The sequence below is a fragment of the Serratia sp. M24T3 genome, assembly GCF_000257645.1.
Taxonomy (GTDB): Bacteria; Pseudomonadota; Gammaproteobacteria; order Enterobacterales; family Enterobacteriaceae; genus Rouxiella.
On record NZ_AJHJ01000012.1, the window covers coordinates 96,254 to 111,783 of the forward strand.

At 50.6% G+C, this 15,530-nt stretch carries 16 protein-coding genes; 11 read left to right on the forward strand and 5 right to left on the reverse strand.

The features are described 5' to 3' along the window. Window positions 1-29: 29 nt before the first annotated feature. Window positions 30-857 (reverse strand): helix-turn-helix transcriptional regulator, encoded by an 828-nt coding sequence (locus SPM24T3_RS12035; protein WP_009637028.1) that lies wholly within the window; start codon window positions 855-857, stop codon window positions 30-32. 123 nt (window positions 858-980) lie between these two features. Between SPM24T3_RS12035 and SPM24T3_RS12040 the strand changes: the two genes are divergently transcribed. Then, on the forward strand, window positions 981-1,751 hold the full coding sequence (locus tag SPM24T3_RS12040) for a class I SAM-dependent methyltransferase (protein WP_009637029.1): 771 nt from the start codon (window positions 981-983) through the stop codon (window positions 1,749-1,751). A gap of 95 nt (window positions 1,752-1,846) precedes the next feature. On the opposite strand, the gene SPM24T3_RS12045 is transcribed toward SPM24T3_RS12040, so the two are convergent. Next, the gene (locus SPM24T3_RS12045; RefSeq protein WP_009637030.1) at window positions 1,847-2,770 is read right to left on the reverse strand and encodes a DUF808 domain-containing protein; all 924 of its coding nucleotides are present in this window, start codon (window positions 2,768-2,770) and stop codon (window positions 1,847-1,849) included. Between the two features lie 372 nt (window positions 2,771-3,142). Between SPM24T3_RS12045 and SPM24T3_RS12050 the strand changes: the two genes are divergently transcribed. The 9 genes from SPM24T3_RS12050 (at window position 3,143) to ppnP (ending at window position 10,427) form a co-directional block, all read left to right on the forward strand. Continuing rightward, on the forward strand, window positions 3,143-3,418 hold the full coding sequence (locus SPM24T3_RS12050; RefSeq protein ID WP_009637031.1) for a DUF1471 domain-containing protein: 276 nt from the start codon (window positions 3,143-3,145) through the stop codon (window positions 3,416-3,418). 415 nt (window positions 3,419-3,833) lie between these two features. Further along, window positions 3,834-4,412, forward strand: coding sequence for a class I SAM-dependent methyltransferase (locus SPM24T3_RS12055; protein ID WP_037378332.1), 579 nt, complete (start codon window positions 3,834-3,836; stop codon window positions 4,410-4,412). A gap of 122 nt (window positions 4,413-4,534) precedes the next feature. After that, window positions 4,535-5,059: a shikimate kinase AroL gene (gene aroL / locus SPM24T3_RS12060; protein WP_009637033.1), complete on the forward strand. Its 525-nt coding sequence runs from the start codon at window positions 4,535-4,537 to the stop codon at window positions 5,057-5,059. Window positions 5,060-5,164: 105 nt separating this feature from the next. Continuing rightward, the gene (locus SPM24T3_RS12065; protein WP_009637034.1) at window positions 5,165-5,356 is read left to right on the forward strand and encodes a YaiA family protein; all 192 of its coding nucleotides are present in this window, start codon (window positions 5,165-5,167) and stop codon (window positions 5,354-5,356) included. A 338-nt stretch (window positions 5,357-5,694) separates the two neighbouring features. Then, a complete protein-coding gene (locus SPM24T3_RS12070) occupies window positions 5,695-6,459 on the forward strand; it encodes an IclR family transcriptional regulator (RefSeq protein WP_009637035.1) in 765 nt (254 codons plus the stop codon). Window positions 6,460-6,578: 119 nt separating this feature from the next. Further along, window positions 6,579-8,174 carry an OPT/YSL family transporter gene (locus tag SPM24T3_RS12075; RefSeq protein WP_009637036.1) on the forward strand — a complete coding sequence of 532 codons (1,596 nt, stop codon included), beginning with the start codon at window positions 6,579-6,581 and terminating at the stop codon, window positions 8,172-8,174. Window positions 8,175-8,311: 137 nt separating this feature from the next. Then, a complete protein-coding gene (locus SPM24T3_RS12080; protein WP_009637037.1) occupies window positions 8,312-9,241 on the forward strand; it encodes a DUF1177 domain-containing protein in 930 nt (309 codons plus the stop codon). A gap of 4 nt (window positions 9,242-9,245) precedes the next feature. Next, complete coding sequence (locus SPM24T3_RS12085) at window positions 9,246-9,923, forward strand: AroM family protein (RefSeq protein WP_037378336.1); 678 nt, start codon at window positions 9,246-9,248, stop codon at window positions 9,921-9,923. Between the two features lie 213 nt (window positions 9,924-10,136). After that, window positions 10,137-10,427, forward strand: a complete 291-nt coding sequence (ppnP, locus tag SPM24T3_RS12090; RefSeq protein ID WP_009637039.1) for a pyrimidine/purine nucleoside phosphorylase — start codon at window positions 10,137-10,139, stop codon at window positions 10,425-10,427. 160 nt (window positions 10,428-10,587) lie between these two features. On the opposite strand, the gene rdgC is transcribed toward ppnP, so the two are convergent. Then, on the reverse strand, window positions 10,588-11,502 hold the full coding sequence (gene rdgC, locus SPM24T3_RS12095) for a recombination-associated protein RdgC (RefSeq protein WP_009637040.1): 915 nt from the start codon (window positions 11,500-11,502) through the stop codon (window positions 10,588-10,590). 197 nt (window positions 11,503-11,699) lie between these two features. Here rdgC and mak point away from each other — a divergent pair, with 197 nt between their 5' ends. Further along, on the forward strand, window positions 11,700-12,620 hold the full coding sequence (mak, locus tag SPM24T3_RS12100; protein ID WP_009637041.1) for a fructokinase: 921 nt from the start codon (window positions 11,700-11,702) through the stop codon (window positions 12,618-12,620). A gap of 80 nt (window positions 12,621-12,700) precedes the next feature. Here the strand turns inward: mak and eat are convergent, their stop codons facing one another. Together eat and SPM24T3_RS12110 are read right to left on the reverse strand one after the other, a co-directional pair. Beyond that, on the reverse strand, window positions 12,701-14,065 hold the full coding sequence (gene eat / locus SPM24T3_RS12105; RefSeq protein ID WP_009637042.1) for an ethanolamine permease: 1,365 nt from the start codon (window positions 14,063-14,065) through the stop codon (window positions 12,701-12,703). 113 nt (window positions 14,066-14,178) lie between these two features. After that, window positions 14,179-15,492: an aspartate aminotransferase family protein gene (locus tag SPM24T3_RS12110; protein WP_009637043.1), complete on the reverse strand. Its 1,314-nt coding sequence runs from the start codon at window positions 15,490-15,492 to the stop codon at window positions 14,179-14,181. Window positions 15,493-15,530 lie beyond the last annotated feature (38 nt).

Below are 15,530 nucleotides of genomic sequence, written 5' to 3' on the forward strand. Positions count from 1 at the left end.
ATTAGACTCACATATTCAAGCAGATAAAGTCAATCGGGCACCGGTAAGCCAATACTCTTTTCTAAATCAAACGGTTGTTCCACCAATATTACCAATTTTAATTCATTATTTCCGGCTGGGAAAAACGTTTGCTGGCGATAGCGTACCGCGCCTTTTATCGGATGCATAAAACGCCGTTCGCCGCCTTCACGCGACAGCACTTCCTGCTGCGCCCACCATTGATTAAATACGCTGCTTTCATCTCGCAAACTTAATACCAGCTGGCGGATGTCCTCTGAATGGGCAAAATGGCTGGTTTCGGCGCGGAACTCAGCGACAATGCGCTTGGCTCGCGCATCCCAGTTAACCAGCAGCGTGCGGGCAAGTGGATGCAAAAACATAAAACGTAGCAAGTTAGGCTGCGGATCCTGTTCCAGCCAGCCGTGGAACAGTTGCTCGGTCTGGACATTCCACGCCAGCATATTCCAGCAGCTATCCAGCAGGTAGCCCGGGCAGCCAAGCTGGTGAACACACTGCGCCAGATATTCGTCGGGGTTCACGCCTGTCGCTCGGGCCTGAGGATCTTTAATCCCCGCCAGACTAAACAAATACTCCTGTTCTGCCGGCTGCAAACGCAGCGCTTGTGCCAGACGGCCCAGAGTGGCGGCAGAGATAGACACTTCGCGTCCTTGCTCGATCCAGGTATACCAAGTGGTGCTGATACCACTAATCTGCGCCAGCTCCTCGCGGCGTAACCCGCTGGTGCGTCGGCGCGGTGACTTTGGCAGCCCCACCATCTCCGGAGTGGTTCTTTCGCGATGCGCGCGTAAAAATGCGCCCAACGCCTTGGGGCCAGTTAACGGGTCAATCGTTGACATCATTACACTCGCTAATTTATCAGGGGGGTAACTCATACCAGTATAAATGGTCATATTGTACCCGTATATAACTCGGTATAAAGTTAAATTCTGTTGCCCACACGTAGAGAAAGGAAATTTGAAATGGAAAACAAAAACAGCCATGCAGAAAGTGTCAGCCAGCAATTTAGCCCGAATGCCAGTAACTATTTAACCAGCGCGGTACATGCGCAGGGGCCAGACCTGATTAAGCTGGAGGCGATACTGGCATCTTATCCGCAGGCAGTGGTGGTTGATTTGGGATGTGGTGCAGGGCATGCCAGTTTTAGCGCGGCGAAAGCGGTGAAGAAAGTCGTGGCGTATGATTTATCCGCCGAGATGCTGGCAGTCGTTAAGCAGGCCGCTGTCGATAAGCAATTAAATAATATCGAAGTAAAGCAAGGCTATGCCGAATCGTTGCCATTTGAAGATGAAAGTGCTGATATCGTGATTAGTCGCTATTCCGCTCACCATTGGCACGATGTCGGCCAGGCGTTGCGTGAAGTTCGCCGCATTTTAAAGCCGGGCGGTAAGGTAATAATGATGGACATCGCCTCGCCGGGTCATCCGATTCTGGATGTCCATTTACAGACCATCGAGAAATTGCGTGATACCTCTCACGTCAGAAATTATTCTACCGGTGAATGGCTGCAAAAATTTAATGACGCAGGATTACGAATTGAAGCCCTGAACAGCGGCAAATTACAGCTGGAGTTTAGTAGCTGGGTTGCCAGGCTGAAAACGCCTGAGCATTTTGTGATAGCCATTCGTGAACTGCAAAAAGTGTCTTCCGAAGAGGTCATAGAATATTTTTCCATTCTCGCCGATGGGACTTTCCAGGCCGATACAGTCTTTATAGAGGCAAAGAAAATCTGATAGTGGAAGATTCTGCTATTAGCGGGTTCTCAGACCGATGAAGATAAATGAAAAACGGGTCGTACTTAGACCCGTTTTAATTATTTAACTGATGGTTATTTCTTGAAAAGTTTGCTGCCCAGTGCAACGACTGCCAACACAATCGCGCCAACCAGCATACCGACCACTAAATCGGTTGCACCGGTTATCAGCGAATTAACCCAGCCCTCATGTCCTGTTGTCAGGCTTTCAAGCAAGCTATGCATGAATGGCAGCCCGTGACTGATAATGCTGCCGCCGACCAGGAACATGGCGAAAGTCCCGACGACAGAGAGTGTTTTCATCAGCAGTGGCGCGGCGTTGACAATCCCGCCGCCGAATGCGCGTACCGCACGCATAAATCCGCTTTCACCATTGAGTTTGCTCAGATAAAGCCCGGCATCGTCGATTTTTACAATACCAGCAACCAGCCCATAAACCCCTAGCGTCATGACGACGGCAATGGCGACCATCACCATGACCTGATCAATAAACGGCGCGGATGAAACTGTGCCCAGCGAAATTACGATAATTTCGGCCGAGAGGATAAAGTCGGTGCGCACGGCGCCTTTAACCTTTTCCTTTTCAAGTTTGGCAACGTCTTCCGGTGATTTGGTGGCGGCATTTTTTTTAGCTTTCTCTTGTTGTTCCGCAGCCTTGTCGTGAGGCATTAATTTATGCGCCACTTTTTCAAAACCTTCATAACAAAGATAGGCACCGCCGACCATCAACAGGGGAGTGATGGCCCATGGCGCAAAGGCGCTGATTAAAAGAGCTAAAGGTACCAGGATAGCTTTGTTGAGTAATGAGCCTTTCGCAACGGCCCAGACGATGGGTAACTCGCGGTCGGCCTTAACCCCCGATACCTGCTGGGCGTTAAGTGCCAGGTCGTCTCCCAGCACGCTGGCCGTTTTTTTGGCTGCTACCTTACTCATTGCCGCGACGTCGTCGAGAATAGAGGCAATGTCATCGATAAGTGCTAACAGGCTGGTTCCGGCCATAAAGTTCCCTTTGGTTTAAGAATTTGGTTATCTGTTTATTGTTGTAAAAGAATCATAACAGCGTTTGCTATAGGGAGTCGATTTGTACGAATCTGAACGCGCAAGCCAACTGTATAGTTTCTTCATTTTCTCATTCTGCACCATTAAAGCGCCTTTTTATTACATTCTAGCCAGCTGTTTCAATTTATGTAATGTTTGTTAATTTTTTCTCCTCATTTTCATCATAAATCTTAATTATCTTTACTCTCAATTACGCCGGCTTTCGATTAATGATCGATAATTAATACATGTGAACGTGAATGCACGTTCTGAAAATTAAGCATCATCGAAAATTTTATCTACAGAATAAATTCAAAAAATAAGGCGCATATCATGAAACTATTACCTCTGTTTGCAGCAGCATTGATTAGTACCGCTTCTTTTTCGGCATTAGCCGCCAGTGAAATTAGCGCAGCTCAGGTACAAACTCATAATTATCAATCATTGGGCGTGGTAGATGTTCGTCAGGACAATACTTCTGACTTCAATCTTAAAGCCGCAGTGAACGAAAAAGCCAATCAGGAAGGGGCCACACACTATCGTGTAATCGGTGTGAGTACTCCGGGTGACTCAAGCCTGGCGCGTGCCAGCGTTGAGCTTTACCGTTAATCAAGGCTTTTAAAAATACACCGTCGAGTGTGGGGATACCCTCAAATAGAAGTTGCGCCAGCGGCTTCTGTCCCCTGTGTCTCACTCGACGGTTCCCTACCGCCTAAACGTTCTGAAAATTTTCCAGATTATTAATCAAAACTCCGCTATATTTCCTTCATCTTGCCAATATTCCAAGATTGATATTCTGTATTGCCCATTTTGTGGAAACTTCCAGCCTGAATTGGCGATAACAATTATATAAGATTGGCTTCTCACTTCTACATTATTCCGGAATTTTCTTGTAATACAGGAATTAAGACGTTTCTTATTTGAATAAAATAATTAAAGTTTTTTTAAAATAAACAGTACAAATAATTATTCCTTAAGAATTTTTCGGTGTGATAGTGGTCTACTTCTCCAGGGGGTTATAAACATGCTGAATGCTACAAGACTAACTATCAATGCAACGAGATTAACTATCAAAAATCAATTTTCCTACTTGCAGAAATTTATCTCTTCACCCCGCACATTCGGGACGCTCGCGCCATCATCGCCTTGGTTGTGTCAGGCTATGGTAAATCAGCTCGACTGGAGCAAGACCCTAAAGATTGCAGAATTCGGTGCGGCAGATGGCGTGCTGACCAAACGTATTCTCGATAAAATGCGCGCAGATGCGCAGTTGCAGGCTTTTGAAATACAACCGAGTTTCATTCATCAGCTGAATAGAATCGACGATCGCCGTTTGCAGGTGTTGGGTTATTCCGCCGAGCATCTTGAGGGGGAGTTTGACGCGATCTTCTGCTGCCTGCCTTTACTGTCTATTCCAACGCGAATTAGCATGAAAATTTTGCAGCGTGCGCAACAGCGGCTTAAAGAGAAAGACGGTACGCTGATCCTTTTCCAGTACAGCCGCCTTTCTGAAAAGATGCTGTCCCGTTATTTTACCTGGAAAAAAATTCGTGTAGTTAAAAACTTTCCACCTGCCTTGGTCTATGTATGTAAGCCTTTATAATTAAAGGAGTAAGTGGTGTAATTTTTTCTTTACACCATGTTTACAGGGATTGCCAATTTATTTTTTATCGGTATGATGCCCAGCAGGTTAAAAGATGTCCCAGGCACATAAGGATAGCGGTGATGACGCAACCCATTTTCATGATCGGCGCACGCGGCGCAGGTAAAACCACCGTCGGCAGGGCTCTCGCTCAGGCGTTGGGCTATGATTTTGTCGATACGGATATTTATTTGCTGCAAACTTCGCAACTGAGCGTTGCGGAGATCGTTGCTCGTGAAGGTTGGTCAGGTTTTCGTCGTCGTGAAACGCAGGCGCTGCAAAATATCAGCGCGCCGCATACCGTGGTGGCCACTGGCGGCGGTGTGATCCTCGCCGAGGAAAATCGTCTGTTTATGCGCGAAAAAGGCCAGGTTATTTACCTGCGTTCGCCGGCCAGCACTCTGGCGCATCGCCTTGAAGACTCTCCTCAGGAAGATCAGCGACCAACATTGACCGGCAAGCCAATTAACGAAGAAATTTCTCAGGTTTTGCATGAGCGCGAAGCATTTTATCAGTCTGCTGCGCACTTTGTTCTTGACGGTACGCATCAACCTTCAGTGGTTGTTGATGACATTCTGGATGCGCTGGCGCTGCAAATCGCTCGTTAAGTTTCGCTTTATCCCGCCTTTTAGGAGGCTTCCTAGCCTCCTGCTCCCGTAATAATCCCCTGTTGTCTATACTTAAATACACGTGATTCATTACAGGAGTTCCCTATGCCGTCAAAACCACCGTATCCACGCACTGCTGAAATCATCGCAGTCGAGAAAGGTCTGCCAGGTCAGACCGAAACCTGGTATGAGCTTCGCGCCGACCATCCAAAGCCCGATACGCTAATTAGCGAGCATAAAACCAAACAAGAGGCCGAGGATTCAAAACGCCGTTATGAAGACGACAGTATCAGTTAGGTTTACAGCACTGCCGAGCCTTTCCCCGGCAGTGCTCTCTCTTTCCTCTCAATAAATCTCTCATTGCTAACTTTTTGCTTTCTGAATGAAAGCCATTAACCAGCGAAACGTTTCTCTGAAATACAGAGTAACCGTCTGCACAGACTTGGCTTGAAGACATTTTCCACTAATTTTAGGTGATTCCTTAAGCAAAATTTCCTCCAAAGCCGTGGTGTTAAATATCATCCACTGGTTTCATTGACCTGTTAAAAAATAAACAACTTGACGATAAATCGTATCAGCATTAGTTTTTAAGTTATCTTAATCAGGAACTGAGTTCCTAATAATGGAACTAGTCTGTGACAACATTAGAAAATGCTTCCGCAGTGCTTAAGCTTTTTGCGCAAAAGGGGATCAGACAGGGTCATCCCGGTCTTTCCTTCAGCGATGTTGTCGAGCAGTTGGGCCTGCCGAAAAGTACCGTGTCACGGCTGTTGATGACTATGGAGACTCAGGGGCTGCTGGAAAGAGATCCGGAAACGCGACTTTACAAGATTGGGCGATTATTGCTTGCGGTAAGCAGCCATTATCTTTCAACGCCGCTGGTCGATGCCTGCTCGCCTTATATGGTGCAGTTAAGCAAACAGACCCAGTGCACCGGCTATATTTCGTTGCTGGAAGGCCAAGACATTATGGTCATGCGTATGTTCCCGGGGCGCACTTATTTACAAGTAGTGACGCCAGCCGGAAGCCTGTTACCAGCAGCTGAAACGGCAATTGGTCGTGCAATATTAGCGCGAGAGACTGATCAGCAGATTATCGGGCGCTATCAGGCTGGCTACCGGGTTAATTCCCCAAATTCGCCGCAAACGCTGGATGAGTTACTGACCTGGTTGGCCGAAGTTCGCGAAACCGGCTGGTCATCGGCTAATAATGAAACTTTGCAGGGGATCAGTACGCTGGCCACCAGTATTGCCAACAAGCATCGCAGTGAAACGGTAGGGCTGTGTTTGTCCTTCCCATCACCTTACGAGGGCGATGCTGTGCCTGCTGGAATACGCGAAGGAATAATGACTGTCACCCGACAGATTGCAGAAAAACTCGGTGATGAATATTGGCAATAGACCAATAACGGACCGATTAAAACAATAATAATAGTTCATAAAAAAGCGCAGATACTTAAAGTAATCTTCGCGCCAACACTAGGGAATCATTGCATTTTTCGCCAACATCAGGGGATTTTATGACAGGCAATACCGGCAGTGAGAATAAGGTGACAGACGGAAGTTATAATCCGTTAAAAGAAATCGGCACGCTGGCAGTAATGGTTCTACTTTCTATTCTGGGCGCGATTATTGGCGTCCAGCTTATTACCACACTCGGCGTTACCCCCAATACTTCCATAATTGGTGCGCTGTTTGCCATGCTGTTGGCGCGCATCCCGTTAAAAGCTTTTCAGCGTTATCGCTCTATTCATACCCAGAATCTCGCACAAACCGTGATCTCTTCGGCCACTTTTGGCGCGGCTAACAGTTTGCTGATGCCAATCGCTATCCCTTACGTGATGGGGCAGCCGCAGCTGATTTTGCCAATGTTCTTCGGCGTTTCGGTCGCTATGCTGCTTGATGCCTACCTGCTCTATCGCATGTTTGATACCAAAGTGTTTCCGGCGAGCAATGCCTGGCCACCGGGCGTGGCAGCGGCAGAGGCCATCAAAGCGGGTGACAAAGGCGGGCGTCAGGCGTGGTTGTTAGTGGTCGGTGTGGTTATCGGCCTTGGCGGCGCGATGCTAAAAATTCCGATGGCTGCCTTTGGTACCGCGTTTATCGGCAATATCTGGGCGCTGGGTATGTTCGGAATCGGCCTGTTGATTCGAGCCTACACGCAACCGATTGCTGGTGTTGATATCAATGCATTGTACATTCCACACGGCATGATGGTCGGTGCAGGATTGGTGTCGTTATTCCAGGTGATTCAAGTCATTCGCAGCACCCGTGCCGATGCCAAAACCACCTTTACCCAATCTGGAACTGAAGTGCGTAAGGCTCTGGGTCTTGGCGCTGTTGGCTATATCGCGATTGCTGCCCTGCTGGCGTTGGCGGGGGGTATTTATACCGAAATGTCGGTGACAATGTTGGTGTGCTTTATTTTCTACGCTGCCTTTGCGGCTTTCTTCCACGAGCTAATTGTCGGCATTGCGGCAATGCACTCAGGCTGGTTCCCGGCCTTCGCCGTGGCATTGATCACCCTGATTATCGGCATCCTCATCGGCTTCCCGCCGGTCGCGCTGTGTATTTTAACCGGCTTTACCGCCGCGACCGGCCCGGCATTTGCCGATATGGGCTTTGACCTTAAAGCCGGATTTATTCTACGCGGCTATGGCAAAGACTTGCAGGTTGAATTGGCCGGACGCCGTATCCAGCTGTTTGCCGCGTTAATCGCTTTCATTATCGCCATCCCAGTAGTTTGGTTTGCCCACATCGGTTATTTCGCTCAGGATTTAGTGCCGCCGGTCGCGCGTGTTTACGCCAAAACCATTCAGGCAGGAGCCCAGCCGGGCATTGCCCACAGCCTGCTGATTTGGGCGATACCTGGCGCCATTATCCAGCTGATTGGCGGGCCCAAACGCCAGCTCGGCGTTCTGTTGGCTACGGGCTTGCTTATCAATAGCGTGATGGCGGGTTATGCCGTGGTGCTGGGGATTGTGCTACGCATCTTGATTATACGTATCTGGGGCGAAAAGGGCCGCACGCCAATGGAAATTCTGGCCGCCGGATTTATCGCCGGAGATGCGTTGTACAGCTTCTTCAGTTCGATTTTTACCACTAAAACCAAATAGATACTCAGAATATTGCGTCAACACCAGGGCTCATCAGAGCCACATAAATAAGACGGCTTTCTAAGAAAGTCGATAATACGCGGTTGTTTCGATGTTGCGCCTTGGGCGTCAGCCGCGCCGATTTAGAGGAAAATGACATGAGTTTGCTCCAGACCCTTACGGTTTTTGAATTGATCGATAACGCCCACGTCACTGGTCAGGACGTTGTGAACCTGTTTGCCGATTACCCAGGGATCACCGCCAGCACTCATCGTGTAACGGGTACAAAAGGCGCGACCGATTTCGTTCATATCACCATTCCGGGCAGCGCCGGTAAAAGTCAGGGCGGCAATGCGCCAACGCTGGGAATTATCGGCCGTCTTGGCGGGATTGGCGCACGTCCAACCCGTATTGGCGTAGTGTCGGATGCTGACGGCGCAATTGCGGCGATTAGTAGCGCGCTCAAGCTGGCGGAGATGCAGCGTAAAGGTGACATATTGGCAGGCGATGTGATAGTCACTACGCACATCTGCCCAAATGCCCCGACCCGTCCGCACGATCCGGTAGACTTTATGGACTCGCCGATTGACGACGTGACCATGAATGACAATGAAGTTGTTGCGGGTGTAGATGCAATTCTGTCGATCGATACCACCAAAGGCAACCGCATCATCAACCATAAAGGCTATGCGCTTTCTCCAACGGTGAAAGAGGGCTATATCCTGCGCGTATCTGAAGACTTGCTGCGCATTATGGAAATGACCAGCGGCCGTCCGGCAGTGACCTTCCCGATCACCACTCAGGACATCACGCCTTATGGCAACGGGGTTCATCACCTCAACAGTATTTTGCAGCCTTCGACCGCGACCACCGTGCCAGTTGTTGGCGTGGCAATTACCGCCGAGTCAGTCGTGCCAGGCTGCGGCACCGGCGCAAGTCATGAAACGGACATTGCTTTAACGGTTAAATTTGCCGTTGAAGTTGCCAAAGAGTTTGGGCGCGGCACCTGCCATTTCTACGATGCCGAAGAATATCAACTGCTGTTGTCGCTATATGGAAGTTTGCGCCACCTGCAAAGTCGAGACTAAAACCATGCTCAAATCCTTCGCTACGCTGACCATCGGACAGGCACCGCGCACTGACATTATGCCGCTGCTCGATAAATATCTTCCTCGCGACAAAGTGACGCACACGGGGTTGCTGGATGGCTTGACCCGCGAGCAGATCGAGCAGCGTTTTGCTCCCGAGCCGGGAGAGGACGTGCTGGTATCGCGCTTGCTTGATGGAACTCAGGTTCGGCTGGCATCGTCTCGCGTCGAGAAAGCCTTACAGCTGAAGATCGACTGGTTGGAGAGTGAAGGGTGCGAGACGATTTTGCTGCTGTGCACCGGTGAATTTCATCATCTCAAGGCTGACAAGGCGATACTGCTGGAGCCGGATCGCCTTATCCCACCGTTAATCAATGGGATAGTCGGAACACATCTGGTTGGCATAGTCGTGCCTGTTGCTGAGCAGATTGAGCATCAGGCGGGAAAATGGCTGAAGTTGGCCAAAAAGCCGTGCTACGCCACGGCTAGCCCGTATCAGGCCAATGAACAAACACTGATCGAAGCCGCTTTGTCTTTGAAAGAGCAGGGCGCTCAGGTGGTGTTGCTCGACTGCATTGGCTATCACCGCCGCCATGCAGACATTATTCAGCAACATATTGATGTTCCAGTGTTGATCTCAAATTCGCTGGTGGTAAAGCTGGCAGCCGAATTATTGAAGTAGCCACAATCTTACAGGCTAACCCTGGCAAAATTATTTAACAGTTAATGAACCAGAATCGCACCTGCGCCACCTAAAATCAATCGGTCAGTACGCGCTTTGCGGGCTGTATCGACAGACGCTCATCCCGCAATAAAAATCAGTGACAGAAGCTCGCCTGTACCCATAATATGGGGCTTCTGTATTTTGAATATTTATCGCGAAGGACCAATCTTTATGTTGAAAAATAATGAGTATTTCGAAGGCAAAGTTAAGTCGATTGGTTTCGACAGCGACAGTCTTGGTGCGCTGAGCGTGGGCGTGATGGTTAAGGGTGAATACACCTTTGGTACCGGCAAACCGGAAGAAATGACTGTGGTAAGCGGTTCATTGACCGTGCTTCTGCCAGGTTCAGACGGTTGGCAAACCTTCACGGCGGGTGAGACTTTCTACGTGCCGGGAAACAGCGAATTTAATCTGCAAGTGCCAGAAACCAGCTCCTATCTGTGCAAGTACTTGTCCAAGTAAATCTTGCGGTTGAGTTGCAGGTGTTGCGTGCAGGATTTAGCTTCGCGCAACACCTAAATTTCTTATCGGCATGAGAGCAATAAGGTGAAAGCCTTTGCCATCACCTCATCAGCCGCTGTTTATGATTCTTGCTGTATTCAATCCTTGCTGCAAGCTTGCCTTAACGCTGGGCTTCGCCACCCAAAGCTTCGATCAGGTTACTTATCAATGCTGCCAATTCGCCGGTCATCAGGATAAAGTCTGCATCGAAACGCGCCGCAAAGTCTTCACGGTCGATATCTTCATTCTGCTCGCGGATTGTATCGGCAAATTTCAAACGCTTGATACTGCCATCATCGGCCAATACCACCTGAATACGCTCCTGCCAGTCAACCGCCAGCTTGGTAACCAGTTTGCCATTCTCGATGTGATTGGCAATTTCGTCGCTGACCAGTGCCTGCTTCTTGCAGCGGATCACGCCGCCTTCTTCCAGAATCGCCTTTAGCTCTGCTTCATCCTGCAGCGCAAAACCGGCTGGCGGTTCGCCGGAGCGCACCCATTCGGTCAGCGTCAGTTCGATCGGGCTTTCCATAGTCAGTGGTACCACCGGCAGTGAACCCAGGCTTTTACGCAGCAGCGCCAGCATGTCTTCGGCTTTTTTCGCACTACCGGCATCAACCATGATCAGGCCGTTAACCGTGTCGATCCACATAAATGTCTGGCTAAAGCGGCTAAAGGCGCGTGGCATCAGAGTGTGCAGCACTTCGTCTTTTAGCGAATCTTTTTCGGTCTTCTTCAGTTTGCGATGCTGTTCGCCTTCAATCTGATCGATTTTGGCATTCAATTCTTGCTTAACGACTGAGGAAGGCAGGATTTTTGCTTCGGTGCGCGCACAAATCAGGATCTGGCCGCCGCTGCTGTGGGTCAGCGCATCGCCGCCCTGAGAACCCATTGGCGATACCCAGCCAGTTTTTGCCATATCCTGGCTGCCGCAAGGGGTAAAGGTGAACAAGCTCAGCTGTTTTTCCATCTCGTCAGCAGACAGTGAGATTTCACGGCTTAAGCGGTAAACCAGTAAATTTTTAAACCATAACATGATGTTATCCCTGTCTCGTCACGCTCGCGGCGTGCAAATAAATGGTAAGCAGGGCGGCATGATAACCAATTGAGCGGCATCAGTCCCTAAGAAAAATGCGCTTGTGCATACGGAGCCTTTTCGGAGCAGTGAACACTCTAACGGGTGAATATTGTTATAGACTTAAGAAATAAAAATAACCGGCAATGGAGAGACCCGTGCGTATTGGAATTGATCTTGGTGGCACTAAAATTGAAGTGATCGCTCTATCAGAAGAAGGCCATGAATTGTTTCGCAAGCGCGTTGACACGCCGCGTAACGATTACCAAAAAACATTGAAGGCGATTGAAGGACTGATCCACGATGCCGAAAAAGAAACCGGTCATCGCGGCAGCGTGGGGCTGGGCATTCCAGGCACGCTTTCCCCTTTCACCGGTAAAGTTAAAAATGCCAACTCGGTGTGGTTGAACGGCCAGAAGCTCGACGAAGATCTGGCGCTGCTGCTGGGGCGCGAGGTGCGAATCGCCAATGACGCCAATTGTCTTGCGGTATCAGAAGCTACTGATGGCGCAGGCGCAGGCAAAAAAACCGTGTTTGCAGTGATTATCGGTACCGGATGCGGCTCGGGTATTGCGCTGCACGGCGAAGCGCATGCTGGCGGTAACGGCATTGCCGGCGAGTGGGGGCATAATCCGCTGCCGTGGCAGGACGAAGATGAAATTCGCTTTCAGCAGGAAGTGCCTTGTTACTGCGGCAAATCGGGATGCGTGGAGACCTTTGTTTCGGGAACCGGTTTTACCGAAGACTATTTCCGCCTGTCAGGTCAAAGGCTTAAAGGCAATGAGATCATGGATTTAGTCGATCAGGACGATCCGATCGCCGAGTTGGCGCTGGGTCGCTATGAACGCAGGCTTGCGAAGGCACTGGCGGTAGTGATCAACACGCTGGATCCTGATGCAATCGTGCTTGGCGGCGGGATGAGTAACGTCGATCGTCTGTATAATACGCTGCCATTAATGATCCGGCAGTGGGTGTTTGGCGGTGAGTGTGAAACGCCGATCCTCAAGGCAAAACACGGTGACTCAAGCGGCGTGCGCGGTGCTGCCTGGCTATGGCCAGCGGACCGTTTCTCGCTGTAATGTCTCAACGTTAATTATGACGTGTCATGTCAACGAAAAAGGCCTGCATTGATAGCAGGCCTTTATGTTCACAGTAAAAGTTACTCGCCTGACAGCATCGCGTCCGGCGCTGCTGCATTACGTTGTGCCTTGGTGGCACCAAAGTAAATGTAGGCAACCAGCATAAACACCACGAAAATACCGGCAATTTCCAGATTGAACCACACCATGGCAATCAGGCATACCACGGCCAGCACTAGCGCAATCCCCGGCACAATCGGATAGCCCGGCGCGCGGAAGCTGCGTGCTAAATCCGGTGCAGAGCGACGCAGTTTGAACAGGCTAAGCATGCTCATGATATACATCACAATTGCGCCAAATACCGCCATAGTAATCATCGCTGCGGTCAGAGACATGCCCTGCAGGTTAACGACTCCGTCACTGAAAATCGCCGCAATGCCGATCACGCCGCCGAGAATAATGGCGCGATGGGGCGTCTGAAAGCGTGACAGTTTTGCCAGCCCAGATGGAAGATAACCAGCACGAGCCAGTGCAAAAAACTGACGCGAGTAGCCGAGAATAATGCCGTGGAAGCTGGCGACCAGGCCGAACAGACCAATCCACACCAGCATGTGCATCCAGCCAGAATGCTCGCCGACCACCATCTTCATTGCCTGTGGCAGCGGATCGTTGATGTTCGACAGCTTGCTCCAGTCACCCGCACCACCGGCCATGATCATCACGCCGATCGCCAAAACGACCAATGTCAGGATCCCGCTGACATAAGCTTTAGGAATGGTGCGTTTCGGATCTTTGGCTTCCTCGGCGGCCATCGCTGCGCCTTCAATTGCCAGGAAGAACCAGATTGCAAACGGAATGGCGGCAAAAATCCCCGATACCGCAGGCAGACCAAAATGCTCACCGCCGGACCAGCCATTGAGCACGAAATTGCTGAAACTGAAGCCAGGCGCGACGACGCCCATAAATACCAGCAATTCCAGTACCGCCAGGACAGTGACCACCAACTCAAACATCGCCGCCAGTTTTACGCCCAAAATATTCAGCGCCATAAACACGACGTAAGCGCCAAGCGCTGCAACTTTTGGATTAAGGTGTGGGAACTGCACATTGAGATAGGCACCAATCGCCAGCGCAATTGCCGGTGGCGCAAAGACAAACTCAATCAGCGTCGCCATACCGGCAATCAGGCCACCGGTCTCACCAAAGGCGCGACGACTGTAGGCAAAGGGTCCACCTGCGTGCGGGATCGCGGTGGTCAGCTCGGTAAAGCTGAAGATAAAGCAGGTATACATGGTAGCAACTAGCAGAGTGGTCACTAAAAAGCCCAGTGTACCGGCTACGCCCCAGCCATAGCTCCAGCCAAAGTATTCGCCGGAGATAACCAGCCCGACGGCAATGGCCCACAGGTGTAGCGTACCGAGCGTTGGTTTAAGCTGTGTTGACATGTTGCTCTCCTGAAGATTAATGAACAGCACGCCGCCGGAATCGGCGGTGAAAGCGGCCCGTATCGCCATCGACAGGGCCGGTAACTCGTTTTTTTGATGGTTTTTGCAGCAAATTAGAACAGCTTGCTGAGTACTTTTTCCAGACTTTCCACCAGGATCAGGCTGTGCTCGGCAGTGAAGACCAGCGGCGGGCGAATCTTCAGAATATTGGCGTGAGGCCCCGATGCGCCAATCAGAACACCTTCTTCACGCAGCGCATTGACCACTGCCAGCGCGGTCGCAGAATCCGGTTTGCCCTCTGGGGTGGTGAAATCGACAGAAACAAACAGCCCCGCACCGCGCACGCTGCCAATAGCCGGGAAGCGGGTCGCCAGCTCGCTGATGCCGTCGAGAATCGCCTTGCCGGCTCGGCCTACGCTCGGGATCAGATTTTCCTGCTCGATCACTTCCAGCACTGCCAGACCCACCGCAGATGACACAGTATTGCCACCGAAGGTATTGAAATAGCTCGATTCACTGCCGAAACGTTCAAGAATGTGCGGCTTGATGGTGATTGCCGCCATTGGATGACCGTTGCCCATTGGTTTGCCGAGGCTGACGATATCCGGCAGTACGCCGTGGCGCTGGAATCCCCACATATGTTCACCGGAACGGCCGTAGCCTGGTTGCACTTCATCGGCAATATACAGCGCGCCAGCCTTGTGGATTTCGTCGATCGCCTCTTTAAGGAAGCCTGCCGGATCAAAGAAACCGCCGTCGCTGGTAAAGAAGGTATCGATCATCAGGGCCGCGGGTTTGATCCCGTGGCGGCGCATGTCGGCCAGAGCAGCACGAACGTCGGCGGCAAATTTTTTGCCCACCGCGGCAGGATTGGCCGGGTCATGGATTGGGGCAGGGATTACTCGCGCGTCACCATTAACTTTGACGTAAGGACCCATTGAAGCAGACAGGCCGGCAATCGCTTTGGTCATGCCGTGATAGCTGAATTCGGTGATGATTACACCAGTGCCGCCTGTAAAGTCTTCGGCGATACGCAGCGCAAGATCGTTTGCTTCGCTGCCGGTACAGGTAAACATTACCTGGCTCAGCTCAGGCGGCATGGTCGATACTAACTTTTCGGCGAAGTTGAGCACATTATCGTGCAAGTAACGGGTATGTGTGTTCAGGGTTGAGGCCTGACGAATCATTGCTTCCAGTACATAAGGATGGCAGTGGCCGACTGACGGCACATTGTTGTAAACGTCAAGATAGCGGCGACCGGCGTCGTCATAAACCCACACGCCTTCGCCGCGTACCAGGTGTACCGGATTCTTGTAAAACAGCTGGTAGGCCGGACCGAGCAGGCGACGGCGGCGTTCGATCATTTCCAGCGCCTTTGGGGAAACGTCGGAACTGGCGGCGGCATCAAAAGCGTTTGTTTTCAGCATAATAGTTAATCTCCTGACGGATGCGGCTAAATTTTTTC

What these genes read in the sequence shown, in the direction of transcription:
- SPM24T3_RS12085 (WP_037378336.1), top strand. Translation starts at nt 9,246, where the DNA reads ATGCTCAAATCCTTCGCTACGCTGACCATCGGACAGGCACCGCGCACT.
- SPM24T3_RS12045 (WP_009637030.1), bottom strand. Translation starts at nt 2,770, where the DNA reads ATGGCCGGAACCAGCCTGTTAGCACTTATCGATGACATTGCCTCTATT.
- SPM24T3_RS12040 (WP_009637029.1), top strand. Translation starts at nt 981, where the DNA reads ATGGAAAACAAAAACAGCCATGCAGAAAGTGTCAGCCAGCAATTTAGC.
- SPM24T3_RS12080 (WP_009637037.1), top strand. Translation starts at nt 8,312, where the DNA reads ATGAGTTTGCTCCAGACCCTTACGGTTTTTGAATTGATCGATAACGCC.
- aroL (WP_009637033.1), top strand. Translation starts at nt 4,535, where the DNA reads ATGACGCAACCCATTTTCATGATCGGCGCACGCGGCGCAGGTAAAACC.
- SPM24T3_RS12065 (WP_009637034.1), top strand. Translation starts at nt 5,165, where the DNA reads ATGCCGTCAAAACCACCGTATCCACGCACTGCTGAAATCATCGCAGTC.
- SPM24T3_RS12055 (WP_037378332.1), top strand. Translation starts at nt 3,834, where the DNA reads ATGCTGAATGCTACAAGACTAACTATCAATGCAACGAGATTAACTATC.
- eat (WP_009637042.1), bottom strand. Translation starts at nt 14,065, where the DNA reads ATGTCAACACAGCTTAAACCAACGCTCGGTACGCTACACCTGTGGGCC.
- ppnP (WP_009637039.1), top strand. Translation starts at nt 10,137, where the DNA reads ATGTTGAAAAATAATGAGTATTTCGAAGGCAAAGTTAAGTCGATTGGT.
- rdgC (WP_009637040.1), bottom strand. Translation starts at nt 11,502, where the DNA reads ATGTTATGGTTTAAAAATTTACTGGTTTACCGCTTAAGCCGTGAAATC.
- SPM24T3_RS12050 (WP_009637031.1), top strand. Translation starts at nt 3,143, where the DNA reads ATGAAACTATTACCTCTGTTTGCAGCAGCATTGATTAGTACCGCTTCT.
- SPM24T3_RS12075 (WP_009637036.1), top strand. Translation starts at nt 6,579, where the DNA reads ATGACAGGCAATACCGGCAGTGAGAATAAGGTGACAGACGGAAGTTAT.
- SPM24T3_RS12110 (WP_009637043.1), bottom strand. Translation starts at nt 15,492, where the DNA reads ATGCTGAAAACAAACGCTTTTGATGCCGCCGCCAGTTCCGACGTTTCC.
- SPM24T3_RS12035 (WP_009637028.1), bottom strand. Translation starts at nt 857, where the DNA reads ATGTCAACGATTGACCCGTTAACTGGCCCCAAGGCGTTGGGCGCATTT.